Here is a 22,320-nt window from a genome sequence, read left to right as displayed (position 1 = left end):
TCTAGGAGGTCAACGTGAAGTTTGCAATTGTTTTCACAAACTTTCAAGAAGTTCTCAAGAAACCGTTCACATCGTTGCCACGAGTTCAACTTTGATGCGGTCCGGGTCTTCAAAAAATAGTGCTGTATAGTTTGGGCCTCCTGCGTGGGGGAAGCGGTCTGCGTACAATTCACGAAACCCGTGTGATGCGAGCTGTTGCCGAACTTCTTCTAATTGTGCGAGGGAAGACGCATGAAATGCCAAGTGGTTGAGACCAGTCTTTTTTCGGTGATACGGTGGCGCAAGGTGAGTCTTTTCCGTTTGAACGAACACGAGATATGTTTCACGGTATCGATAGCTTCGTCCTTCTGGCCAAGATTGATAGAGCGTGTAATCAAGTTGTTCACAGAGGAGCCATTCCCAGGCACGTATACTGTCGTGTAGGTTTGAAACGTAAAGCTCAACATGGTGAAGCATGAGAATCATCCTTTCGATGGACGTTTGAAAATGGTCCGTTCGGTATAATTGAACTATACAACGAATGAGGGAGGAAACGTATGGATCGGACAGGGCTCGTCTCAAATATTTTGATTGCCGGAAAGACCGGTGTCGGAAAGAGTGCGTTTATCAACTATATATATGGACATGACGTCGCCGAATCGCGTGCTGGAAGTCCGGTCACCGCAGAAGGACTTCACGAATATGAGTATTACGATTTAGAGCGGGGTATCTTGTTTCGTTTTTTTGATACGTGGGGGCTCGAAGCAGACCGCTCTGAAGAGTGGCATCAAGCGATCTTATCCATCGTCCATCAGCGTGAAGGCGCGCTCGATATCGCGGAGTGGTTTCATACAATTTACTACTTGTTGTCGGTGCAGTCAGGACGTGTCGAGGCATATGAGCTCGAGGCGATTTTAAAACCTTTATATGAGCGGGGGAGCAACGTCGCTCTAATATTGACTAACTACAATGAAGACGACCCGATGAGTGTACAAAAGGCAGAGGCGATGGAACGGGTATTGTTACGTGCACTACCGATTGAAGAAGAGAACATCATCCGTGTCAACAGTGTCGAAAAGAAGTTACTCACAGGAAAACACGTCCCGGTAAGAGGATACGAAGAGGTATGGAATCGGAATCGGACGAACCTATGGAAAGACATCGAGCGAAAACTTCCCATTAACTTGACGAATCATCTTCTTGAAGAGTTAGAGGATTGGCGAATTCGGAGTATCGCTTCTGCAGAGACGATTCGGATGCTGACCCCGCAAGCGATGATTAGTTGGAAAGCTAGAAAAATAGAGAAAGATTTAGAAAAGACGCTTGAAGAGGCCGCTTTGACGACGGAAGAGGCGATGGCAGAAGGGGTGCGTCATTATATCCAACTCATGCAACGATACCCGCTAGTCGGAGAGCAAGCAGACCTTTTGTTTAGAACGAGACGAGTTGAGCTCGGATTTGACTACTCGTTCGGAAAAACAGTTCGAAAGATGGTTCTCGGAATGATTCCTGGAGTGCACTTCATCTACTGGGCATTCAAGCGTCGGACGGCAGAGCGAGGGATTAAAAAGGCCATCGAGCAACAATATGCATCTGTAAGACAAACGATTGAAGAAGAGATTCGACGCGGCTTTGAGCGCGAGATGGGTCAGCTTGGTCGCACGCTCAACTCATAAGGGGGAAACGTAAATGGAATCGACGAAACGATTTGATTTTAAAGATTATGATTTAAAGGCAGAGCTCGAGCGACTACGGGGCAATGTCAAAAAACCAAACATCCTCATCGCGGGAGCAACGGGAGCAGGAAAGAGTTCTGTTGTGAACTACGTGTTTGGACGTGATTTGACGAAAGTAGCAGCCGGGGAACCGGTCACAAGAGGAATTCATCAATATACGAGTGATGATATCGCAGTCACCTTGTTCGACAGCGAAGGATATGAGATCGGGAGTGCGCGGCAACAACATTACGAAGAGGAAGTCATCGGGTTTGTGGAGAACGCAAAGCGGCAAGAGGCATCCAAACGAATTCATCTCGTCTGGTATACCATCAACGCTGCGACAAAGCGTGTCACACCACTCGACAAGGCCTTGATTCGCCGTCTACGTGAATCGACCGCTGTCGCTGTCTTATTCACACAAATCGATCAAGTCGATTTAGAGGAACTGACGGCATTACGGAATGAACTGAATGGAATCCTTCCGGAAGAAGCGATCTTCCAAGTCAGCATTTCTTCGGAAATATTGAACGATGAAGCGTTGCGTCAATATGTGGATTGGGAACGACTGATTGCGTGGTCGGTTGAACAGCTAGATGCTTCCTTGCAGGAAGGGCTCTTGATGGAGATTCATGCAGAGAGTGAAGCGATGCTCAAGTTAAAGCGTAAAAAGGCGAATCGAATCATCTCTGGCTATGTCGCGAGCGCAGGAACGGCTGCTGCGGTTCCGCTCCCGTTTGCTGATGCCGTGGCATTGACGCCGATTCAGGTGACGATGAGCGTCCATCTATTTCGCTATTGGGGTGTCAAAGCGAGTGATGATTTGTTGAAGACGCTCATTGGAAGTACCATCATTCCACAAATCGGTCGCACGTTATCGAAAACGATCTTATTGAACGTCATGAAGTTTTTCCCGGGAGCGAACGCAGCGGCCGGTGTCATCAATGCGACCGTCGCATCAGGGATCACGTGGGCCATCGGACTCGCAATTAACGAAATCGCTTATCGTAATGCTATGGATTCATCGAAAACGATTGAACAGTTGTTAAATCAAGAGTTCGGATCGCTATTTGAACAGTTTTTGAAGCAAAAACCGAAGGAGGATCAACCCTCTTAACGCCTCCCATTTGTTAGACTACAAGTAAGTGTAGAGAGGGGGAGAAAAATGAAAAAACGAATCTATATTACGCGTCGCTTGCCAGAAGAGGCAGTCGAACCGCTTCGCGATCAATACGATGTGCGCATGTGGAAGCATGAAGGGGAAAGTGTGCCGCGAGAGGTTCTTTTAGAAGAAGCGTCATCTGCGCATGCGCTCTGGACCATGCTCAGCGACACGATTGACCGTGAAGTGTTTGAGCGTGCCACACATTTAGAGGTCGTCTCCAATTTGGCGGTCGGATATAACAATATCGATTTGAACGCAGCGAAAGAGAATAGCGTCATCGTCACCAACACACCCGATGTCTTGACGGAAACGACAGCAGATTTGACGTTTGGTCTCATGACGATGACGGCACGACGTCTCGGAGAGGCGGAACGTGACTTGCGCGCCGGGGAGTGGAAGTCCTGGCTGCCGATGGGCTACGTCGGGATGGACCTTTATCAAGCGAAATTGGGTATCATCGGAATGGGGCGAATCGGTGAAGCGGTCGCACGTCGGGCAAGAGGATTTGACATGGAAGTTCTATACCATAACCGGACACGGCGACATGAGTCGGAGTCGATGTATGGCTTCACCTATGCGGAACTCGATGAACTATTGACACAATCCGATTTCGTCGTCGTTCTCGCACCGCTCACGGACGAGACACGGGGAATGCTCGGGGCTAAAGAGTTTGCCAAGATGAAGGAAACATCCATTTTCATCAATGTGGCTCGTGGAGAAATCATCGATGAAAAGGCGCTATATGAAGCACTTAAAGCGAGGAAGATTTGGGGAGCGGGATTAGACGTATTCACAAAAGAACCAATCGACCTCGGTCATCCATTATTGACGCTTCCGAACGTGACGACATTACCGCATATCGGGAGTGCAACGATTCGGACACGTCTGGCGATGATGGCATTGAATCGAGATGCCATCACAAATGTGCTCGAAGGGAAAGAACCGAAGAATCGTTTGACGTAAGAAGAGCCTGACGCGGGTGCGTCAGGCTCTTTGTTACTATGTTAGAAACGTCGGATATTATCCGGATCTTCTACGTCATTTCGATAAGCACGATCATCGAGACCACGTAGTTTTTCCTCGCGATCTGGATTCTTCGTTTCTTTATCCAGTTTATCTTGCTCCGGGTCTACGGGATGGCTTGGGTCGACGGTCTGAGCCTCACGATAAGGTTTTGAGTCGATTTCCAATCCATCGTCAGTATGACTACCGAGATGAGTCGATGATGCGTCTTGATATGGTTTCGAATCGACTGTCACCCCGTCTTGATGACGACGTTCAAAGTCTTCATCCACATAAACGAGGATTTTCCCGGCTTCTACATCGTCATAGTGACGTTTTACTTCCTCTTCGCTCAGTCCCATGTTGCGTAGACCAGCGTGCACGTCTTCATGACCGCTGAGGAACGCCCGAACCTTATCGAACCAGCTCGCTTGATGGGTCGCTTCCGTATGAACATCTGTATCACGTCTCAAAATCGAAACGTTGTCTTCATGTTTTGTGACGACATAAATGTGTGAGTCTTCATAACCTTTCGCTCGCAACTCCTCGATTTTCCCAAGTGCTGCATCCTGCGTGTCGTGCATGCTGATAAATCGTTTCTCATTCATAGTCGTTCCTCCTTATAATCGGCGATGATCTTCTAATCCAGAATGACCGCGTACAATCGGATCATCCTTTGTACCACGTGGATTCTCGTCGTGATCGTTAAATGGTTTCGCGTCAAAGGCGATCCCATCCGCTTTTTCCCCTTTATCATGATCGAGCTCACTGTCTTTTTTATACATGTTCGGATAGCGGTCGTACGAGTGTCGATCGATGTAGAGTAAAATTTGTCCTTCATCGATTGCATCATAATACTGTTCCGCTTCGGCATCGTTTAGCCCCATATTCCGTAACTCATCACGAATGCGGTCACTTCCGTGTAGGAATGCTTTGACACGGTCAAGCCAATTGACGTCACGGATACCGGACTCGGCATTTACATCCGTGTGATCACGTAACGCAGAAATTTCCCCGTCCCGCTTGGCGACAACATGCATATTTTTTTCAGCTTCCCCTGCAGCTTTCAGCTCTTCCACTTTGTGCATGACTTCCTGTTCGGTCTGGAACAGGCCAATCATTTTTCGTTCTGACATCGAATACCCCCTTTAGAATTTCCAATCTAAAACAAGCGTCACAATAGGAGTAATTTCCGTTCTCGCCATAATCGAAACAAAAAACGCCATCTCCTAAGAGGAGTGGCGTGGTTAGTAATAAAGCATGAGCGTATCGTCTCCGAGAGAACAACGTGTACTCTTCCAGACGAACTCGATTAATGTCCAGATGGCCATAAAGCCACTGATCGCCATTAAAATGAGCGCGTAGAGTGGGGTCAACTGAATGATGAATGACCAACCAATTGTCATTAAGAGCGGTTGAATCAGAAAGATAGACATGATGTAGACGACAACGATGAGCAAGGCGAACGCAATACGCCGACCGAGCGTCTGGATGTAATGTCGAAAACGGGTCAATATGCCGAAGATAGCACCGGTCACGAGGACGGGTAACAGGAAGGCCAGATAATCAATTGGATACGTCGACATGGGGGCGGTGAATAGTCGACCGCTAAAGACATCGTCAATCACGAGCAGTAAGTTGGCGTAGGCAAATGCCAAAATCATACCTAGTAGCCAGCCGAAGCGGTTCCAAATCGTACGAGACGATTTGAGTGCTTCAATCTTTGTGTAGGCGAGGAAGGCAAGGTCGCGCACTTCGATTTCTTTTAACGAAAGCTTGGCTTCGTCCAATTGATTGACGGCCCAATCGAATTCCCGGTTTGCTTGCGCTTTTTCATGAGGTTTTAATTCATCCGAGGCATCAATCAACACGTGATAGCGTCGACGATATTCTTCATTTGTTTCGGGTTGTTCAATGAGGAAACGAGCGTATTCCTGAGGATCTTGGTTTAAAAGACTTTCGAGCGACTGACCACTTTTCTCTGCATGCCGGATATATCCAGCAAGTGCGAGTAGATGGCGATCCGCTTCTGCCTCATTTCCAAGTAGTTCGATGAGGCGCTGGCGCACGTCGTTAAAGAACTGTTGGACGTTCGGGTCGTGAATCATATTCGGTTCCAGGGAGATTCCTCTCCTTTCTCGGTTTGTCATGGTCAAGCCGGAGGTTCGTCGTTATGAGAAAGTTTAAGTGACTCGAAATCACCTTGCTCGATACTTCGAATCAAAATTTCGCTTCCACCCATATTTGTCGAAAGCGGGATGGAGTAGACGTCACAAAGACGCATCAATGCGCTCACATCCGGTTCATGAGGTTGAGCAGTTAATGGGTCTCTGAAAAAGATGATCATATCCATCTCCCCGCGTGCGACGGCAGCACCGATTTCTTGGTCCCCTCCAAGCGGTCCGGATCGGAAGCAATGGACAGGCAAGCCGGTCGCTTCAGCGATTCGCTTACCCGTTGTACCGGTCGCAAACAACTGATGTTTCTTTAGTATATGGGTGTAAGTTTTAATGAGGACGATTAAATCATCTTTCTTCTTGTCGTGAGCCACTAAAGCGATATTCATCCTAAATTCCTCCTAACATGACGTCTCTTGTTATTCGTATCATATTTGACTTCATTTGGCACGATTTCTCTCTTAAACTAACGTACCCATTTCCAATGAATCGTAATAGTCATGTAAACGAATTGACTTACAATTCAGGTTTGATGATTTTGAAATATAGGTATGTATGAAATAGCACTGTTAAATAAAAACAATCATTTCATGTGAAAAAGGAGGAAGATTCGATGAACAATACAACGTATAACTTCAATACGTTCATGTCATGGTTACCAGAGCTTTTGCTGGCGATTGTTATTCTCGTAGTCGGTTATATCTTGGCGAAAGTATTGGAAAACGTGACACGTAAAGCATTGAAGAAAGCCCGATTGGATGAGCGGGTGGGTATTAAAAAAGATGGGGAGAAAGGAGAAAAGTGGACGCCTGAACGCATTATTGGAAAAGTGGTGTTCTTTGGCGTATTACTCCTCGCATTCCTGATTATCTTTGAATTCATGAACATTCCAGCCATTACGCAGCCATTCAGTCAGATTTATGAAGGATTCTCTGGATTGATCATCGGTGTCATCAAAGCCGGCTTGATTTTACTCGTTGCCTGGGTCATCGCTACCCTGTTAAAAAAAGGGATTCAAATGGCGGGACATCGTTTGAATTTGAGCAAGTTGATGGAAAAAACGGGGCAAGAGTCGACAAGCGTCAACCAAACGAAATGGGTCGACACGGTCGCGAACATCGTCTTCTATCTCGTGCTCTTATTGGCATTACCGGCTGTACTTGACGCCCTTGGACTTCGTGGGGTCAGCGGACCATTCGAAGATTTATTGAACAGTTTCCTCGGGTTCATTCCGAAACTTGTCGCAGCAGCGCTCATTTTCGCAATCGGGTATGTGGTGGCGAAGATTGTTCGCGACATTTTGACGAAATTCCTCGAAGCTGCAGGACTAGATCGCTTGGCAGAGCGATTCCATCTATCTGATTACGTGAAAGGATCGAGTCTTGCGAAGGCAATCGGTACAATCGTCTTCATCTTCATCATGATTCCGGTGACGATTTCGGCGCTTGAGGCGCTCGATATTCGAGGAATCTCGGAACCGGCGATTGCGATGCTCAATGATGTCCTTGTCATGATTCCAGACATTCTCGTTGCAATCGTCCTCGTCCTCGTCGGGGTGTTCGTGGCAAGATGGTTGAAAGGGGTCGTCGTATCCCTTCTTGAGAATCTTGGCGTCAACTCGTTGGCTCAAAAAATGGGCTTCGGGGAACGTGCGTCTTCGATGTCAATCGCTCAAGTGGTCGGTGTCATTGTCCAAGTAATCGTGATCTTGCTCTTCGTATCTGAAGCACTTCAAGTCGCGAATCTTGAGTTCATGGCATCTCTTGCAACAGCCATCTTTGCTTACTTGCCGATGGTCATCGCAGCACTCATCATCTTGGCAGTCGGATTCTGGTTGGCGAACATGGCAGAGCGATTGGTCGGAAGTGTACTTGTCGATGGAGCAGGACAACCGAGTGCGCTTCGCTACGTAGCGAAGTATGCGATTCTCGGACTCGTCTTCTTCATGGCCATTAGCCAACTCGGCATCGCACCGATGATTGTCAATACAGCATTCCTTCTCATTCTTGGAGCTGTTGCCCTCGCCTTCGGTCTTGCTTTCGGTCTTGGTGGTCGCGAGACGGCGGCACGTTATTTGAAAAAGGCGGAGCGACGCATTGATGAAACGGAAGTTTCAAAAGAAGGTCTCGAGCAGGAGAAAGAACAGATGAGCCGCGAAGCGGAAGCTGCAAAACAACAAGCGAAGCAAGGCGTGGAGCAGTCGAAACATGAAGCGGAACAATCGAAACACGAGTTGAAGCGAGATGTTCAAAATCCAAAAGTTGACCATGTTGATGGACCGGAACCGAATCCGTTCCATGAAAACATCACTCCGGATCAGGACAATCGATCACTTGATGATAACGATGGTCCGTTACGCCCATAATCGATGCTTGAACGGGTCTCCTACAAGGAGATCCGTTTTTTTGTGTTCAACTCAAGCATAAATCTGGTCGATAGTAAAAGAAAAGAGTGTAGGGGTGAGGGGAATGTTTGAACGTTTTCAACGGACGCTCGTGATGAACTATATCATCGGCTCAGGTTTGGCCGTCTTTGGAGTAGGTGGTGTCTTTATTTTTCAAACGCTTGACCTGTCCATTCGAGAGATTTTACTACTGTTAGGCATCATGTTGGGGTCAGGGATAGTTATGATTTTCTCAGAACTACTCTTATACCGTCGCCACATTCGACCGATACGACAGCTTTTTATGATCGAATCCCCATCGATTGACGAATTGACGTCGGCATTCGAACAAGCGAGTCGATTCCCGATTTTAACGGTGCAACGGATTTTAGGTCCTCATTTGTTTGGATTATCCATCCCGTCAATTGGTTTAACCGCCGTTTTTATTCAGGTGGGGTGGATTGACTTACCTTATCGTTTGATCGGCTTGGCTGCAATCGGGGCCGTCATGATTGCGGTACTACATGCCTTGATTGAATATTTTTTGACGGTTCGATCGGTTGAGCCATTACTTGTATACATGAAAGAAAGGCATCTCGAACTTTATCATCTGCCTATTCATGCAACGTATCGATCATTTAGTGTCCGAACTAAATTATTGATCAGTATGCTCATTACGGGTATCTTTCCCATCATGTTGTTCATGTTGGCGTCGAGTGTCCAATTGTCGACTTCGACTCGAACGGATACGTATTGGAATTGGGCGCTCGTGATTCTTGTCATCATCGTCGGAATTGCGGTGTTATGCAGTTTCTTACTCTATGACAACATCAAACGTCCGATTGGATTTTTGACGTCCGGCATCGAACAGATGGAGTCGGGACAACTTCAGAAAATCGAGAATCCGTACTTAGATGAGTTCGCCCAACTGATTGGGGGATTCAATCAAATGGTTGAGACGGTAACTGCTCGTGAACAAGAAAACGCACAGCTGTTAGACAGCCTCTTCATTTTATTCGCAGCAACGCTCGATGCACGTGATCCCTACACAGCAGGTCATTCGGAGCGTGTCGCGATGTATTCCGTTGAGCTTGCTCGCGCCATTGGCTTACCGCATGCACAAGTCGATTTACTCAATAAGTCAGCACTTCTACATGACATCGGGAAAATTGGAATTCGAGATGACGTCCTACTAAAAGAAGGGAAGCTGACAGACGAAGAGTTTTCAAAAATTCAAGAACATCCGACCATTGGCATCCATATTTTGAGTCAAATTCATTTACCTGCATCGCTTCAACCGATTTTAGCCGGAGTTCGATCGCACCACGAACGAATCGATGGGAAAGGATACCCGGACCGCTTACATGCGGTCGACATTCCGTTATTCGGAAGAATCATGGCGATTGCCGATGCTTATGATGCCATGACATCAGATCGACCCTATCGGTCAGGGATGCCAGTGGAAAAGGCGCTTTCCATATTGGAGAGCGGTCGGGGAACACAATGGGACGCGGAATTTGTGGACGTATTCGTCCAGCTTCGTCGTCAGGGCATATCAGCATAAGAAAAGGAGCAGCACCTCGTGTGCCGCTCCTTTGTCATATAGTTTGAAAGGCATATACCCCGAATACAGCTCCAATGACGACAACGACGAGGTTGACCCGTAGTAGCGCCAGGAAAGTGGCAACCACTCCTCCGAATAAGGCAGACGAGGTGGTGGTCGTGGAGGATAGGACGCCCGGAAAAATCAAACTAGCCAGTACCGCATACGGGATGAAGGAAAGAAATCGTTTCATATATGCCGGTAACGCCAATTCCTTTAGCCAGAGTAGCGGGACAAGGCGAGGGAGATACGTGACAAGTGCCAATCCTAGAACGAGTAGAAACAACGATATCATGTGACCTCTTCCTCCTTAAATACGAAAGCACCGATTCCGGCTGCGACAACGGTCGCGACGATGATTCGAATCCCATCTGAGATTGAGAAGAACGGGGTGATGACCCAATGGAGTATGGCTTGAATAATGATAGCTAAGCTTGCTACGACGAAGACAGGACGAGTCGTTAATGATGGAACGAGTAACCCGATGAACATCGCATATAGCGCAATCCCCATACTCGCCTGTAATGTGCTTGGAAGACCGAAGGCGAGGAAGACCCCCATCCACGTCCCGACATTCCAAGCAAGAAATGCGATTGTATTCAACCCGAGCACGAACATACCGGAACGGGCCTCTTGACGAGTAGAGGCGATGCTGAACGTTTCGTCGGTCACACCAAACGCGATGGTAGCCAATAGTCTTCGAGATGTACTCTCAATCCGTTGGGATAGTGAGGCGGACATTAAAAAATGGCGAGAGTTTAGAATGAACGTCGTCAAAATGATTTCCCAATACATCGAACCGGCCATCAGAAGTTGTACCGTAATGAACTGACTTGCCCCGGCAAAGATCAAAAAGGACATCGATAATGTGATAGCATTCGGCAAGTTGAAAGATTGTGCCAAAAGACCGAAGGCAATCGCAATCGGGATATATCCGATGGCGACGGGAATGCCGGCGCGTAGTCCTGCGCGAAACGTGGGTTGCGGTGAAGTTGGTGATGTGGGATGAATCGAAGTCGCCATGATAGCCCTCCTCCATAATTAAGATGATTTCTATGTCATTCGGGATGAATAAACGGTTTCCTGCTCAAATGATAAAAAAGAGGGTATACATGTATCGTTAAGGAGGGTGATCACATGAGTCGTGCTGAAGAATTTTTGGCATCCTATCATCGAATCGAGGACTACTTGAGTCGAGAGATGGGAGATGGGCAACATTTCAGTTTTAGTAACATGGTGAATCGGTTAGCGAAACAAAATCCAATCATCGACCGGTATAAAGAAGATTTACATCAGATGAGTCAACTACGAAATGCCATCGTCCATGAGCGGCGTGAACCTGATTTTATTATCGCGGAGCCACACGAGTCGCTTGTTGCATTGATTTTAGAAGTAGAGCGAGAGCTCCTTCATCCACGTCTCGTCATTCCATTGTTTGCGAAATCGGTGGTGACGTTTCAGTCGGAAGATTTTTTGACGGAAGTACTCCGCGAGATTCGAGATAAAAATTATTCGCAATTCCCTGTATATCATGACAATGGGTCTTGGCGCGGACTGTTGACGAAAAAAGGAGTGACCAGTTGGCTAGCCGAAACAATCGACGGGCCCAACTTGTCACTCAAAGGAGTTCGGGTGAAGCACGTGCTCCACCACGATCCGCATATGCACCGGTATCGATTCATTCGAAAGGATGCGACCGTAATCGAGGCACAGCACTGCTTTACGCAAATGAAAGAGGGCGCACGATATGACGCCCTTCTGATTACAGAGACCGGAAATCCGGATGAACCGCTACTCGGCATCATCCGTCCTCAAGATTTATTGAACGCGCTCCGTTGAGGCGAGATGTTCAATGGCGACCTCATATTGGGTAACGGTGTTGCCGAGGACGATTGGTTTCACTTCTGAAGTCCCGTCATCACGTTTCTTATGGGCGTGCTTATAAGCATTGCTGTCGCGCCAGTTCTCAAAGCTGTCTGCATCACGCCACGTGGTCATGATGACGACATGATCCATCGCCTCATCAGACGTATCCGTCAACACTTGCATACGGACAAAGCCATCCATCGCTTCGATTCCTTTTGTCGTTTCGAAGCGTGCTTTGACCGCGTCGGCCTTTCCTTTTTCAACGTCTAGTTTGTTCATCACAATCCACATCCCACATTTCCCCCTATACGAATAAGATGACTCCATTATAACGTGAACAGGGAAATGCCTGAAAAAGGATGCTCACTCAACGTTTGCTCCACCATTCTTCGAACGCCCAGTTCTTCTGCTTCATCATCGTCGCTTCAGTGACACCGACATAACGCAAATGCCAAGGTTCGTAATTGTATCCCGTGATTTTCTCTTTTCCTTTTGGATAGCGGACGATAAATCCATAGAGATGGGCGTTTTGAAGCATCCATTTCCCTTCAGGCGATCGGTCGAAGGATTCATATAGGCCTAGACGCATGCGTTGACTCGTCATATCAACGGCGAGACCCGTTTGATGTTCACTATGACCGGGACGTGCCACATATTTTGAAGCATATGCGACCCCACGTGTGTTGACGTAATAGGCATAGAGTGACTTTTGTGTCGAGTAAGATCGGTAGGCGCTAAGGGCGTATAACGTATGACCTTGCTTCCGACCGGCGTAATATAGTTTAGCCAAAGCGTATGCTGCTTCCGCTGTCATCAAGGTCCGTTCACTCCCTTTTTGATAAACAGTTGGAATGGTTAATGTGACAAGTTGTGGGGAACGGTAAGTGGACGGGAGTGCATTCGCCTTGTTGACTAGTCGTAAACGGTCTGCAGAAGGCATTTTAGGGATGCCGGCTTTCAAGTTGGCAGAGGGAGTGAAGTACTTCGTATTTCCGATATAGACGTTCGACCAGCTCCGGTTATAGGTCGTGTAGCGGACCGGGACGTTCGTTCGTAGCGTCTTAAGAATTGGAGAAGATTGCATGGCACGACCGTACAAATACGTCGTTTTAATCGTATAACCTGGTTGTGGGGACGAGGATGCCGCTGTCACCGGCGACACTTGAAACAACAGCAAACAAACGATCAAGATACGCAAGGACTTCATGGCAAAATGCCTCCTCGAGAGTTAGATGATGTTCCTTTTCCCGTTTTCTTGATAGATTGTGCATCTTTTATCCATCTTTAGGTCGGAAGAGGATACGGCTTGGGCCCGATGAAGGTGAGCAAGAAATCCATTACAATTAAAATAACGAATGAGATCGTAGAGAGGAGTGAGCGAATGGAAGCTTTAGTCGGTTTACCACTTTTATTGCTCGTCCTATTCTTTGCCTTTTTGTATTTTAATATCAAAGGGCTATCGAATATGTGGAAGGACTATAATCGAACGAAATCGATGATTCCGCTTGGTTTTTTCATCGTCGGGATTATCGGGATTTTCACAGGAGTGTGGACGTGGCTCGTCATTTTGATTTATTACGTCGTCCGACCGAAAGAATAAACACTGTATGCAGACGCATACAGTGTTTTTGCTATACTGAGGACGAGGTGTTGAGATGGAGAAATTGATAAAAGCATGGTTTATCGTGACGTTGATCACGTTTGGAATCTTTAAGCTCGGTGAAGTGCTGACGACCCCTTACTCGGAAACACCGGGTGAAGGGAATCTATACTGGATTGTTCTCTTGATTGGATGGCCGTTTCTTTTATTGTTTATTTGGATCACCATTCGTTTGACATATCGAGTCGTCTCTTCTGTGCGACCGTTTGGAAAGGTCAGTTTAGCGATCGGAAGTTTCGTCATGGCCGGTATAGCTTGGATGACTAACCAATCACAGGCGACGTCTCTTCGAGAAGGAATTCGTTTATCAGCCAATGAGTCGTACGCAGAAGGATGGAACCAGTTCACGAATATCATCTATATGAACCAGCTGACGTTCTTCCTTTTGACGGTCAGTTGTATGGGAGTAGGAATTCTCTCATCATTCTTCCTGAACAAAAAACAGCGAGACGAAGCCGTGTGAGCTTCCTCTCGCTGTTTTTATAGGTGTTCTTTATAAAGACGTGCATAGCGATCCGCAGCGATGATGGCGTCAGCAACTTCTTCAGGTGTAACATCGAAACCGCTATGAATCGTTTCGCCATCTGCCGTGGCCGCTTTCCCGACCTTCAAGATATCGTCTCGAGATGCATCTTTCAATTTGATATCTTCAAGTGTGACCGGTAAGTCGAGTGCCACATAAAAGGCAACATACTGCTCGAACTCTTCTTGAGGGCGTCCTTCGAGTGCGAGTTGCACGAGTGTTCCAAATGCAACTTTTTCACCGTGCGTCAAATGGTGGATGTCTCCTTCAAGTGCGGTGAATCCATTGTGAATGGCATGGGCTGCAGCCAAGCCACCACTTTCAAAGCCGAGCCCGCTCAATAAGGTGTTGGCTTCCACAACAGCTTCAAGCGCAGGTGTGACGACTTTTGCTTTCACAGCTTCATACGCTTGAATCCCATATGTGAATAGAACCTCTTCACACCGTTCGGCAATCGCCTCCGCTGCAAGTGTCGGGACACCGCCAGCCATCGTCTTGCCTCCGAATGCCAGGACACTTCGCACTTCCACCCATGTGGCCAATGCATCGGCAATACCTGACGCTAAGAAGCGTGGCGGTGCTTGTGCAATCAATTCCGTATCCACAAGGACGAGATCCGGATTCTTTTTATAGAAACGGTAGCTTTCGAAATTGCCTTCATCTGTATATATGACCGACAATGCGCTCGTCGGTGCATCCGTAGAGGCGATGGTCGGTACAATGACGATACGCGCATCCAATTCATCTGCGACCGCTTTTGCTGTATCGAGCGTTTTCCCACCGCCGAGACCGATAACAAACGCTGTTTCATGCTTCTTAGCGTCTGTAGCGATTCGAGTGATTTCGTGCTTCGACGCTTCTCCGATGAAATCAGCTTTCGTCGCCTTGAGCTGGCTCGCTTGCAGAGACTGGGTCACCCGTTCGCCGATCAACTCCCATACGACGTCATCCGCGATGAGTAAAGCGTTGGAACCGAAGTGAGCGACAAACTCTCCGATGCGATCAATCGTTTGTTTCCCTTGCACATACTTGGCCGGACTGATGAAAATGCGTTCTGACATAGTGAACTCCATCCTTTCATATCAGGTTTGGTGTAAGTGCTTACAAGGCAATCATACTACAACTGGTAAAGAATATACGTGAAGATTACATGAAGAACGGCAGCTGACCAAGCACAAGCAATAGGATGATGATGGCGACGACAATGAGAAATCCCCAGTCGTTCATTCGTTTCGTCATAGCACACGTCTCCTTCATGGGTTGGAATTGCAATTCTTCCTCAGTATAGAGGGTGGTAAGAAAAAGGGAGGATGAATAAATAACCAGGTTAAAAAAAGTTACGCCTTGTCATGAGCGGACAGGTCATCAGGTTTAACAGATGATGAATCGGGAACACTAGAGTCGTATGTTGATTTTCTTGAAGGAGGAATTGAGTATGTCGAAACATGTACTGATTGTCACAACGTCAGCAAATCAATTATCAAATGGTCATGCAACGGGATTATGGCTTGAAGAGTTTGCCGTCCCTTATTTATTGTTCGAAAAAGAAGGGTATAAAGTGACGGTCGCGAGTATCGAAGGTGGAGACGTGCCAATCGATGCGAATAGTTTAGAAGATGGTTTGTCAGAAGACATTCTCAACACACAGGAATTGCTTAAAGACACAGCCCGTCTCGATCAAGTCGCAGACGAGTCGTACGATGCAATCTTCTTACCGGGAGGTCACGGGACAGTTGTTGATTTCCCAGAAAATGAAACGTTACAACGTGTCATTCGCAATGTATACGAGAGTGGAAATATTGTCGGGGCAGTTTGCCACGGACCAATTGGATTGGTCAATGTGAAACTCAGCAACGATGAGCCACTCGTTAAAGATAAACAGGTGACAGGGTTCACCGATGCGGAAGAAAAAGAGATGCAACTCGATTCTGCCGTACCGTTCTTACTTGAAACAGGACTACGCAATCAAGGCGGGCAGTTCAAGGGAGCTGACAACTGGGCGGTGAATGTGGCGGTTGACGAACGTCTCGTCACGGGTCAGAATCCTCAGTCTTCTGAAGCGGTCGGGAAAGAACTTGTTAAGTTACTCGGATAATCGTGTGAAGCAACTTCGAATGTCGAAGTTGCTTTTTTGTTTTTTTGGACATATGTCCTATTCAAGTCATCTCTCTTTTCGTAAAGTCAGACGAAGAGAAAGGGGAATGACATGGGAATTTTATTTGCCATCTTATCAGGGACGTTCATCGCCCTTCAAGGAATCTTTAATGCAAAACTAGGAGATGCGGTAGGCGCATGGATGTCCGTCACCATCGTTCATTTTGTCGGACTTCTGTTAGCACTCGCGATTTACTTCTTCAAGCGGGATGCGGACATGACAGCCTTCAAACGTGTGCCTTGGTATTATAGTTTAGGAGGATTGTTCGGGGTATTCGTTGTCTTCGGCGAATTGACGGCGATTCAACAACTCGGGGTCACATGGGCAATTTGTGTATTGCTTGTGGCACAATTAGTAGGAGCCTTCATCATCGATTTGAATGGTTGGTTTGGTGTCAAACGGAAACCGATGAACACGGGACAGGTCATGGGACTCGTCTTGATGGTTGTTGGAATCGGAATCTATACATTTTCTTAAGGAGTTCACTTTACATGATGGATATTATGGATGCACTGAAACGATTGCAGTGGAATCATCTGTTTTCGAATGAAACGCTTGAGTCTTCGTCCGTGGTGACATATGCGTCTGGGACCATGTTATGTTCGAACGATCAGCACATCGAATCTTTATTCGTCGTCCTTGAAGGGCGTGTCAAAATTTATACGCTCAGTGAAGAAGGGAAATTGCGATTGTTGCGTCTGAAGGCTGCTCCAACATTGATTGGAGATATCGAATATGCGAGCGGGCGTAATGTATTGCATACGGTTGAAGCGGTCGGTCCCGTGACGTGTCTGCGCATCCCTTTCGAGGCGCTTCGACGATATAATCGAACGGTCGAATTCACGGAGCATCTGTTACGAGGCGTGTCCGAAAAATTATTCATCGAGGCAAACGCCTCGTCGAATCATCTCATGTCGACTCTCGAAGAGCGGTTGGCCGGTTACTTGATCTCACTCAGTGAATCTGGGAATGAACTGTTTCAAGCGGAGATGAGTCAACTGAAACGGAAAGAAGTCGCAGAGTGGCTAGGGACGAGTTATCGTCACTTGAACCGAACGTTGCAGGCATTCGTGGATGAAGGATTGGTCAAACGAACGAGAAAAGAAGTCATCATTTTAAATAGTGAACGATTGAAAGAACGTGCGAACGGCATGTTTTATGAGTAAGGAGGAGTTATATGATTTTTGGTATCATCTGTTCGGCTGTGGCTGGGGCGTTTATTAGCGTACAGGCGGCGGTCAACGCGAAAATGAATACAAATTTAGGGGCTTGGGCCACCACCGTATTGGTCTTTATCGTTGGTTTGGTCGGATCCATCATCCCGTTAGTATTATTTGGAGGAAATCTTGCTGGATTACGTGACTTGTCGCCAATCTATTGGCTCGGTGGTTTATTTGGTGTCGGTGTCGTGTACTGTGTCATGCGCAGCATCCAGTTACTCGGACCCACATTGTCTGTGTCACTCATTCTCGTGTCACAACTCATTTGGGCGTTAGTCGTCGATTTATATGGCGCCTTCGGGATGCCTCAAATCACGTTATCGGCCGGACAAATTGTAGGGCTCACCATCCTTCTTGTCGGGGTCATTCTCTTTAAACAGTCTCAGACGGCGGCTATCGCCAAACAAGCTGTCAACGAAGCCACTTCTTGAGGAGTGGCTATTTTTCTGAGCAAAACGGGTACAGGTTGGTAACGATTTTTTGATAAAATGAAGCAGTATGCTTTAAAAATTAGCTGAGGTGATGAAAAAAGTGGATTCTTCCATAGTGATTGATTTGTTGATTGTTTTGTTTTTGATTGTGTTGAACGGGATTTTTGCGATGACAGAAATTGCGCTCATCTCATCGAAACCTGCAAAACTTGAGGTTGAAGCAAATCGAGGAAAACGAAGTGCCAAGATTGCGCTTCATTATTCGAAAGACCCGACAGATTTGTTGTCGACCGTTCAAGTCGGAATCACATTGATTGGGATTATTAACGGGGCATACGGGGGCGCACGCTTCTCGGCACCGCTCGCATCGGCATTTGAACAAGCCGGAATGAGTACGCAGTATGCCGGAACCGTTGCTTATGTGGCCGTCGTTACGATTATTACGTATCTGTCGCTCATCATTGGTGAATTGGTCCCGAAACGGATTGCGCTCGTCTCGCCTGAAAAAGTAACGATGGCAATCATTCCGTCGCTCGATTTATTCAGTAAAGTGATGAAACCGTTCATTTGGATTTTATCGAAATCGACACTCTTTTTGTTCAAATTGTTAGGGTTGAAGGCGGAACAGACGAGTGGGGAGACTGAGCTCGAGATCAAACAACTCTTGTTTGAAGGCGCCCAGCAAGGACAGTTCGCTCATGAAGAAGTTCGACAAGTCGAACGGGTCTTTGCGTTTCATGATCAATTGATTTATGAGCTCATGCAACCACGGACGACGCTCGAATGGGTCGACTTAGAAGATGACATGGACGATATTAAGAAATCGATTTATGAAAGTAAACATAACAAGTTACCGGTCGGGCGCGACTCGCTTGACGACTTTGTCGGGTACATCGATGTACGTGACATCTTGACGTTGCCGACACTGCGTGAGCAGTCACAGATTTTGAAGCGCATCAAACAGCCGCTCATCGTTCCAAAACAACGAGAGGCGAGCCAAGTGCTTCAAATGATGCAGAAAAATGGTGTGGAAATCGCCTTTGTTTTAGATGAATACGGCGGATTCCTTGGTATGGTCACCTTGTTCGATATTTTGGAAGAAATCGTCGGAGAGGTGATGATTGAAGAGGATACACCAGAAGTGGTTCGTCGCGAGGACGGATCGTATTTGGCGGATGGGTTACTCGGAATAGAGGATTTGAAGCGAACGTTCGAGATTCGGGATGACCGATTCGACGAAGGGCGCAACTCCTATCATACGCTCGCAGGACTCGTCATTTACGCACTTGGTGATTTTCCGAAACGGGGCGATGTGGTCGAAGCGTACGGTCTTCGCTTTGAAGTCGTGGATATGGACGGAAAGCGTGTCGACCAAGTGCTTGTTTCAGAATTAAAAGAACCAATTACTGAAGAGGACTGATGCGATGCATCAGCCCTCTTTTTCGTGTACCATCCACGTTCGTTGTAAAGCTCCTAACAAGACTTGGGCTGTGTGCAACATCGCTCGTTCATCCACGTCGAAGCGGGGATGATGATGCGGAAAGATTGCGGAGAGCTCGGGATTTCCTGCTCCTGTGAAGAAAAAGCTACCAGGAACGTGCTCGACATAATAAGCGAAATCTTCCCCGACCATAAGTGGTGCCATCTCAATGACACCGTCTGCACCAACGACCTCCACCGCACTCTCACGGACGAGTTCCGTTTCGGTCACATGATTCACGACAGCAGGATATCCTTTTATATACTCCAATTCATAATCAGCATCGCTCGCTTCACAGACGGAACGAATGATCCGCTCCATATCGGAGATGATTTTTTTTTGCGTCTCCCGAGTGAATGTACGCACGGTACCGGATAATTTGGCTTCTTCGGCAATGACGTTGAATGCTTGTCCGGAGTGGAGCGTACCGATGGTCAGCACGGCAGGTTCGAGCGGATCGATTCGCCGACTGACGACCTGTTGGAGATGATTCGCCACGTTCACGGCAACCATGAGGGCATCGACTGTATGTTGCGGAATCGCGCCATGTCCACCTTTTCCTGTAATGATCAATTCAAAGCGATCTGCCGCAGCCATGATAGGACCTGTTTTCACGCCAATCGTTCCGAACGGAAGTGGTGTCCAAATGTGCGCACCGTATATATAATCCACGTTGTCGAGACAGCCGTCTTCAATCATCGGTTTGGCACCACCCGGAGCCAATTCTTCTGCGAACTGGTGAATCAACACGACGTCTCCTGGAAGGCTCATCTCAGTCAATACTTTCGCTAAAACGAGAAGTGTCGCCGTGTGGGCATCGTGACCACACGCATGCATGACCCCGTTCACTTTTGAACGATACGGGACATCTTTCACATCTTGGATGGGAAGGGCGTCAAAATCGGCACGTAATGCGATGGTCGGACCGTCACCGCCTTTGATTCGACCGACGACCCCATTGCCGCCAACGTGCTCACGTACTTCAATCCCAAGTTCACGGAGATACGAGGCAATCATCTTTGGTGTTTCGACTTCTTGAAAAGACAGTTCAGGATATTGGTGAAAATGGCGTCTTAGGGATACCATTTCTTCGAACAACTCGGTCAAACGTACTTCGGCATGCGTGACGATCATTGCGAACACTCCTTTGTGGTTACCGTGTCAAGAAATGAATTCATTTACAAATTGTTATGAAAGTTAAGCTTATCTTATACGAGTAAAGGGAATTAATACAGGAGAAAATGAAGAAATGAGGTGCCAACATGGGGTGGATTATTGCGATTGTAGCGGTTGTCGTGCTCGTACTCATCTATTTTTCGATGTACAACGGGCTCGTCAAGTATCGAAATTGGGTCGATGAGGCGTGGGCTCAAATCGATGTGCAGTTGAAGCGGCGGTATGATCTGATTCCGAACTTGGTCGAGACGGTGAAAGGCTACGCGAAACACGAGCAAGAAACGCTTGCGAAGGTCGTCGAACTGAGAAACCAGCTCGGAGAAAAGTCGAATCGTCAGGACCAGATGGCAGTGAACGATCAATTGAGTGGAGCACTGAAAAATCTCTTCGCGCTTCGTGAGGCGTACCCGGATTTGAAAGCGAACGAGAACTTCAAGATGTTGCAGGAAGAATTGACACAGACGGAAAATAAGGTCGCGTATTCGCGTCAACTCTATAACAATACGGTCATGAAATATAACACGAAAATCGAATCGGTCCCGATGAACATCATCGCCTCCGTCCATCATTTTGAAAAGCGCGATATGCTCGAGGCACGTGCCGAAGAGCGCGAGAACGTTCGCGTCTCATTTTGATGAATCGAGGTGGCGCGTATGCTCCTCTATGAACAGATTCGAAAGAATAAAGTGAAGACGGTCTTCATCGTCACAGGGTTTGTCCTATTCGTTCTTCTCGTCGGAGCGGCCATTTCCTACGTCAACTATGGAGACGCGATTCCGGGGTTAATCTTCACACCGATTTTCTCGTTGTTTTATGTGGGAATCGTCGTCATGTCGAGTACGAACATCGTCATGAAGATGAATCGGGCACAAGAGGTGACATCGGTGGAAGAGCACCGCTTTCTATGGCATACGGTCGAAAACATGGCGATGATCGCGCGAGTGCCGATGCCGCGCATCTTTATCATCAACGACCCATCGCCAAACGCATTTGCGACGGGATTGAAGCCAGAAAAGGCGGCTGTCGCCGTCACGACGGGACTGTTGGATCGATTATCGCGAGAAGAAGTAGAAGGGGTGATCGCGCATGAGGTCGCGCATATTAAGAATTATGATGTGCGGCTCTCGACGGTCACGCTCGCACTTGTTTCGGTGATTGCCATCATGAGCGATATCGGGTCGCGCATGCTGTTCTTTAGAAGTATCGGTGGAAGACGCGATCAAAACCAGAATCCCATCCTTTTGATCATCGGGCTCGTCTTGTTGGTGTTGGCACCGCTCATCGCGATGCTCATCAATATGGCGATTTCACGGAATCGTGAGTTTTTGGCAGATGCGAGTGGGGCGGAACTGACCCGCAACCCGGATGCTCTCGCCTCAGCGCTTGAGAAGATTGCGAACGTCGAGACCCCGGTCGAGCAAGCGTCGAGTGCCTCGGCACCACTTTACTTCTCCGATCCACTCAAGAAAAAAGTGAGTGGTCTATTCTCAACACATCCCGATCCGGTCGAACGCATTTCCCGACTTCGTCAAATGTAGTCAGAGCCTGTCCGGTTGCGGCAGGCTCTTTATGTTACACTGAACTGGGAAAATAAGGGGGATGGATGAGTTGAATAAAAAGATATACATAGGTTTAGGCGGCGCTTTACTAGTCGCATTATTTTTATTTGGGCTAGGGCCATATATTGTACATACAGTACTTAAGGTTTTCATGTGGCTCACACAGTACATCTTACCGTGGATCTTCCTCTACTATTTCATTCAATTTTATAAACAATATACAGCC

26 protein-coding genes are annotated in these 22,320 nt (G+C 47.4%); 15 read left to right on the top strand and 11 right to left on the bottom strand.

Going from position 1 to position 22,320, the window contains the following annotated elements; all coding sequences use genetic code 11:
* Positions 1-66: 66 nt before the first annotated feature.
* A complete protein-coding gene (locus KNO65_RS12020) occupies positions 67-456 on the bottom strand; it encodes a VOC family protein (protein WP_214685001.1) in 390 nt (129 codons plus the stop codon).
* Between the two features lie 80 nt (positions 457-536).
* On the opposite strand from KNO65_RS12020, the gene KNO65_RS12015 reads away from it, so the two are divergent.
* From KNO65_RS12015 to KNO65_RS12005, 3 genes are read left to right on the top strand one after another with little or no spacing between them, the layout of a single operon-like run.
* Positions 537-1,655: a GTPase gene (locus tag KNO65_RS12015; protein ID WP_214784441.1), complete on the top strand. Its 1,119-nt coding sequence runs from the start codon at positions 537-539 to the stop codon at positions 1,653-1,655.
* 13 nt (positions 1,656-1,668) lie between these two features.
* Positions 1,669-2,811: a YcjF family protein gene (locus KNO65_RS12010; RefSeq protein WP_214784438.1), complete on the top strand. Its 1,143-nt coding sequence runs from the start codon at positions 1,669-1,671 to the stop codon at positions 2,809-2,811.
* A gap of 48 nt (positions 2,812-2,859) precedes the next feature.
* Positions 2,860-3,822 carry a 2-hydroxyacid dehydrogenase gene (locus KNO65_RS12005; protein WP_214784435.1) on the top strand — a complete coding sequence of 321 codons (963 nt, stop codon included), beginning with the start codon at positions 2,860-2,862 and terminating at the stop codon, positions 3,820-3,822.
* Between the two features lie 41 nt (positions 3,823-3,863).
* On the opposite strand, the gene KNO65_RS12000 is transcribed toward KNO65_RS12005, so the two are convergent.
* The 4 genes from KNO65_RS12000 to mgsA all read right to left on the bottom strand — a co-directional run bounded on the left by KNO65_RS12000 (position 3,864) and on the right by mgsA (position 6,427).
* Positions 3,864-4,469 carry a YflT domain-containing protein gene (locus KNO65_RS12000; RefSeq protein WP_074035122.1) on the bottom strand — a complete coding sequence of 202 codons (606 nt, stop codon included), beginning with the start codon at positions 4,467-4,469 and terminating at the stop codon, positions 3,864-3,866.
* A 12-nt stretch (positions 4,470-4,481) separates the two neighbouring features.
* Complete coding sequence (locus KNO65_RS11995) at positions 4,482-4,997, bottom strand: YflT domain-containing protein (RefSeq protein WP_078146037.1); 516 nt, start codon at positions 4,995-4,997, stop codon at positions 4,482-4,484.
* A 111-nt stretch (positions 4,998-5,108) separates the two neighbouring features.
* Positions 5,109-6,011: a hypothetical protein gene (locus tag KNO65_RS11990; RefSeq protein WP_251131725.1), complete on the bottom strand. Its 903-nt coding sequence runs from the start codon at positions 6,009-6,011 to the stop codon at positions 5,109-5,111.
* A gap of 2 nt (positions 6,012-6,013) precedes the next feature.
* Positions 6,014-6,427, bottom strand: a complete 414-nt coding sequence (gene mgsA, locus KNO65_RS11985; RefSeq protein ID WP_078146039.1) for a methylglyoxal synthase — start codon at positions 6,425-6,427, stop codon at positions 6,014-6,016.
* A 224-nt stretch (positions 6,428-6,651) separates the two neighbouring features.
* Between mgsA and KNO65_RS11980 the strand changes: the two genes are divergently transcribed.
* Complete coding sequence (locus KNO65_RS11980) at positions 6,652-8,403, top strand: mechanosensitive ion channel (protein ID WP_214784432.1); 1,752 nt, start codon at positions 6,652-6,654, stop codon at positions 8,401-8,403.
* Between the two features lie 103 nt (positions 8,404-8,506).
* Complete coding sequence (locus tag KNO65_RS11975; RefSeq protein WP_214784429.1) at positions 8,507-9,985, top strand: HD-GYP domain-containing protein; 1,479 nt, start codon at positions 8,507-8,509, stop codon at positions 9,983-9,985.
* Positions 9,986-10,019: 34 nt separating this feature from the next.
* Here KNO65_RS11975 and KNO65_RS11970 read toward each other — a convergent pair whose 3' ends face one another.
* Positions 10,020-10,319: an AzlD domain-containing protein gene (locus KNO65_RS11970; protein ID WP_074035113.1), complete on the bottom strand. Its 300-nt coding sequence runs from the start codon at positions 10,317-10,319 to the stop codon at positions 10,020-10,022.
* Entirely contained in the window at positions 10,316-11,047 is a 732-nt protein-coding gene (locus tag KNO65_RS11965; protein ID WP_159563266.1) for an AzlC family ABC transporter permease, read from the bottom strand. Before KNO65_RS11965 ends, KNO65_RS11970 begins: the two co-directional genes overlap by 4 nt.
* A 114-nt stretch (positions 11,048-11,161) precedes the next feature.
* Between KNO65_RS11965 and KNO65_RS11960 the strand changes: the two genes are divergently transcribed.
* Positions 11,162-11,863, top strand: a complete 702-nt coding sequence (locus KNO65_RS11960) for a CBS domain-containing protein (protein ID WP_074035110.1) — start codon at positions 11,162-11,164, stop codon at positions 11,861-11,863.
* On the opposite strand, the gene KNO65_RS11955 is transcribed toward KNO65_RS11960, so the two are convergent.
* The gene (locus KNO65_RS11955) at positions 11,843-12,181 is read right to left on the bottom strand and encodes an antibiotic biosynthesis monooxygenase (protein ID WP_074035108.1); all 339 of its coding nucleotides are present in this window, start codon (positions 12,179-12,181) and stop codon (positions 11,843-11,845) included. The genes KNO65_RS11960 and KNO65_RS11955 overlap by 21 nt on opposite strands.
* Before the next feature lie 76 nt (positions 12,182-12,257).
* Positions 12,258-13,097 (bottom strand): M15 family metallopeptidase, encoded by an 840-nt coding sequence (locus tag KNO65_RS11950; protein ID WP_214784426.1) that lies wholly within the window; start codon positions 13,095-13,097, stop codon positions 12,258-12,260.
* A gap of 174 nt (positions 13,098-13,271) precedes the next feature.
* Here KNO65_RS11950 and KNO65_RS11945 point away from each other — a divergent pair, with 174 nt between their 5' ends.
* Together KNO65_RS11945 and KNO65_RS11940 are read left to right on the top strand one after the other, a co-directional pair.
* A complete protein-coding gene (locus KNO65_RS11945) occupies positions 13,272-13,490 on the top strand; it encodes a hypothetical protein (protein ID WP_074035105.1) in 219 nt (72 codons plus the stop codon).
* A 55-nt stretch (positions 13,491-13,545) separates the two neighbouring features.
* A complete protein-coding gene (locus tag KNO65_RS11940; protein WP_074035104.1) occupies positions 13,546-14,013 on the top strand; it encodes a hypothetical protein in 468 nt (155 codons plus the stop codon).
* Between the two features lie 17 nt (positions 14,014-14,030).
* On the opposite strand, the gene KNO65_RS11935 is transcribed toward KNO65_RS11940, so the two are convergent.
* Complete coding sequence (locus KNO65_RS11935) at positions 14,031-15,134, bottom strand: glycerol dehydrogenase (protein ID WP_214784423.1); 1,104 nt, start codon at positions 15,132-15,134, stop codon at positions 14,031-14,033.
* A gap of 374 nt (positions 15,135-15,508) precedes the next feature.
* Here KNO65_RS11935 and KNO65_RS11930 point away from each other — a divergent pair, with 374 nt between their 5' ends.
* The 5 genes from KNO65_RS11930 to KNO65_RS11910 all read left to right on the top strand — a co-directional run bounded on the left by KNO65_RS11930 (position 15,509) and on the right by KNO65_RS11910 (position 19,299).
* Entirely contained in the window at positions 15,509-16,168 is a 660-nt protein-coding gene (locus KNO65_RS11930; RefSeq protein WP_214784420.1) for a type 1 glutamine amidotransferase domain-containing protein, read from the top strand.
* Positions 16,169-16,279: 111 nt separating this feature from the next.
* A complete protein-coding gene (locus tag KNO65_RS11925) occupies positions 16,280-16,705 on the top strand; it encodes a DMT family transporter (protein ID WP_015880345.1) in 426 nt (141 codons plus the stop codon).
* 14 nt (positions 16,706-16,719) lie between these two features.
* The gene (locus KNO65_RS11920; protein WP_074035100.1) at positions 16,720-17,394 is read left to right on the top strand and encodes a Crp/Fnr family transcriptional regulator; all 675 of its coding nucleotides are present in this window, start codon (positions 16,720-16,722) and stop codon (positions 17,392-17,394) included.
* 11 nt (positions 17,395-17,405) lie between these two features.
* Entirely contained in the window at positions 17,406-17,879 is a 474-nt protein-coding gene (locus KNO65_RS11915) for a DMT family transporter (protein ID WP_214685023.1), read from the top strand.
* A gap of 91 nt (positions 17,880-17,970) precedes the next feature.
* Positions 17,971-19,299, top strand: coding sequence for a hemolysin family protein (locus KNO65_RS11910; RefSeq protein ID WP_214731294.1), 1,329 nt, complete (start codon positions 17,971-17,973; stop codon positions 19,297-19,299).
* A gap of 9 nt (positions 19,300-19,308) precedes the next feature.
* On the opposite strand, the gene KNO65_RS11905 is transcribed toward KNO65_RS11910, so the two are convergent.
* Positions 19,309-20,493 (bottom strand): amidohydrolase, encoded by a 1,185-nt coding sequence (locus KNO65_RS11905; RefSeq protein ID WP_214784417.1) that lies wholly within the window; start codon positions 20,491-20,493, stop codon positions 19,309-19,311.
* Between the two features lie 128 nt (positions 20,494-20,621).
* On the opposite strand from KNO65_RS11905, the gene KNO65_RS11900 reads away from it, so the two are divergent.
* Entirely contained in the window at positions 20,622-21,170 is a 549-nt protein-coding gene (locus tag KNO65_RS11900) for a LemA family protein (protein ID WP_214784414.1), read from the top strand.
* 18 nt (positions 21,171-21,188) lie between these two features.
* Positions 21,189-22,073 carry a zinc metalloprotease HtpX gene (gene htpX, locus KNO65_RS11895; RefSeq protein WP_214784411.1) on the top strand — a complete coding sequence of 295 codons (885 nt, stop codon included), beginning with the start codon at positions 21,189-21,191 and terminating at the stop codon, positions 22,071-22,073.
* Positions 22,074-22,320 lie beyond the last annotated feature (247 nt).

This window comes from Exiguobacterium sp. S3 (genome assembly GCF_018617295.1).
Taxonomy (GTDB): domain Bacteria; phylum Bacillota; class Bacilli; order Exiguobacteriales; family Exiguobacteriaceae; genus Exiguobacterium; species Exiguobacterium profundum.
This window is presented reverse-complemented; position numbering and strand designations above follow the sequence as displayed.